Genomic DNA, 2,072 nt, shown 5'->3' with positions numbered 1-2,072 from the left:
AAGTTCAGCAAACCCCAACTGTATTTGATAAAGATGGTAATTTATTGCAAGCGGTGTTAGGTGGTGAAAGCGTTGAGTTTAGCTTTAATTCACGTAATCTCTTGATGCAAGCAGGTGATGTGAGTTATCAATATGATGCAGAAAATCAACGCATTGCTGTTAATGATACGCAGTATGTCATCAACTCTCAGCCTAATTTAAGTCAAGCTCTAGTCCGAACTAAGCCAAATGGTGAAACAACTTATTATGTCTATGGCTTAGGCTTGATTGGTGAGGAAACCAATGGTGAATATCTCACTTATCATTATGATTTAAGAGGTAGCACTGTTGCGTTGACTGATATGGATGGGAAAGTGGTTGAGCGGTTTGATTACTCACCGTTTGGTGAATTACTCACCCAACCCACACACGACACGCCTTTCTTGTTTAATGGCCAGTACGGCGTAATGACCGATGCCAATGACTTGTACTACATGCGAGCCAGATTCTATTCTCCAGACCTTCGTCGCTTTATCAATCAGGATATTTTATTAGGCAATATTGCTGATGGGCAGAGTTTGAATCGATATGCTTATGTGAGAGGTAGAGTTATCTCACGAGTTGACCCGTTTGGATTAGAAGATGTCAGTGGTGAATACTCTGAAGGATTTAATGATTCTGGGTTTGGGAATGGAGAAGGAATTGTCTCAACTGGTGAACAAACTATAGAGGGAATATTATTTGCCATAGATGTATTCAACACTAGCTCTGATGTTGTTGCAATTTGTATGGCTATACCTAGTGGAGGTGGCTCTTTAGTTGTTGGCTTCCAAAAGAAAAAGCTTATTGAAGCTATAGAATTAGCCTTAAAACAAACTGTAAGAAAACCTTATGATTTTGCCAATCAAGAAAAATTCTTAGATCATTTTAATAAGCATGGTAGACGATTTGGAGCACAATCAGCAGATGAATATTTGGCTATGGCACGAGACGTAGTACAAACTGGCATTGAAGTCCAATATGATTACAAAGGTGAAATTAGAACGGGCTATGTGCAGTTTATGAGAAATTCTAGTAAAGGAGAGTCTACATTTGCTTTTGTAGGAACAAACAAACGGGGTGAGATTACAACTTTACATCCTAAAACTGGAAAAGATTTTTGGAGAACGCTAAATGGAGATAACAAGGATAAAACCATCAACCCTTCAGGTTGTGATTGCTCCAAGTAGTAATGCCAATCTGACAAAATAAACTCGTCATTGTGCCTATTGAAAATGGGTAAAGCATGGATAATAAAGTCTTTTACTTCCCTCCTTATATGGGCACAATATGAAAATAATAATTTCCACTTACTTAATGAGTAATCAGTAATGAGCAAATACTTTGTGCTATTAAATAGTATTGATGAGAATGTTGAAGAAGAAGTAAACTTGAATATCAATGGTATTGAGCTTACTTGCTTCGCTAGTATCTGTCCTTACAAAATTTATGCTAGAAAACAATATTGGGTTTCTTTTAATTTTATGATTTTTGATGATTATGAAGTTTTAAAACTTGAGGGTACATCAGATATTGGCTTTGAAAGAGTTGGAGAAAGTTTTGATTATTTTGCCTACTGGCTTAAAGGACAACTGAAAGATGGTATGGTTGATTGTGGAATTCAATTTGAAACCGATGAAGTTTTATTAGCTGAATATGGAGACTTGGAAGGGAAGTTTGTTAAGTTGAGAGTTGATAGAATTGATGTGGAATTTTTAGAAGAGTAAACCATAAATTATATTTCGTTGACAAAGGCATTGTTGTTTATATTCCAAAAAATGCAACCTGGTACTCTCCATTTGGTGAATTACTCACCCAACCCACACACGACACCCCTTTCTTGTTTAATGGCCAGTACGGCGTAATGACTGATGCCAATGACTTGTACTACATGCGAGCCAGATTCTATTCTCCAGACCTTCGTCGCTTTATCAATCAGGATATTTTGTTGGGTGGTATAGAAAATGGGCAATCTCTCAATCGGTATGCTTACGTTATGGGAGACCCTATTAAATACAATGATCCTTTTGGTTTAACAAGATATTGTGGGAAAT

Annotated in this window: 3 protein-coding genes; all 3 read left to right on the top strand. The window is 36.9% G+C overall.

Annotated features, from left to right (window positions below; translation table 11 throughout):
• Window positions 1-1,208, top strand: a 1,208-nt coding sequence (locus ABXH34_RS18655) for an RHS repeat domain-containing protein (RefSeq protein WP_353573396.1), incomplete at its 5' end; no start/stop codon positions are given.
• Window positions 1,209-1,349: 141 nt separating this feature from the next.
• Complete coding sequence (locus ABXH34_RS18650) at window positions 1,350-1,745, top strand: UCP019853 family protein (protein ID WP_353573395.1); 396 nt, start codon at window positions 1,350-1,352, stop codon at window positions 1,743-1,745.
• A partial coding sequence (locus ABXH34_RS18645) for an RHS repeat-associated core domain-containing protein (RefSeq protein ID WP_353573397.1) occupies window positions 1,730-2,072 on the top strand: 343 nt, incomplete at its 3' end. The genes ABXH34_RS18650 and ABXH34_RS18645, both read left to right, overlap by 16 nt.

The sequence above is a fragment of the Candidatus Albibeggiatoa sp. nov. BB20 genome, assembly GCA_016744725.1.
Lineage (GTDB): Bacteria > Pseudomonadota > Gammaproteobacteria > Beggiatoales > Beggiatoaceae > Albibeggiatoa.
This window is presented reverse-complemented; position numbering and strand designations above follow the sequence as displayed.

Excerpts from the sequence above, each read along its gene's own strand:
- ABXH34_RS18650 (WP_353573395.1), top strand. The coding sequence starts at position 1,350 with ATGAGCAAATACTTTGTGCTATTAAATAGTATTGATGAGAATGTTGAA.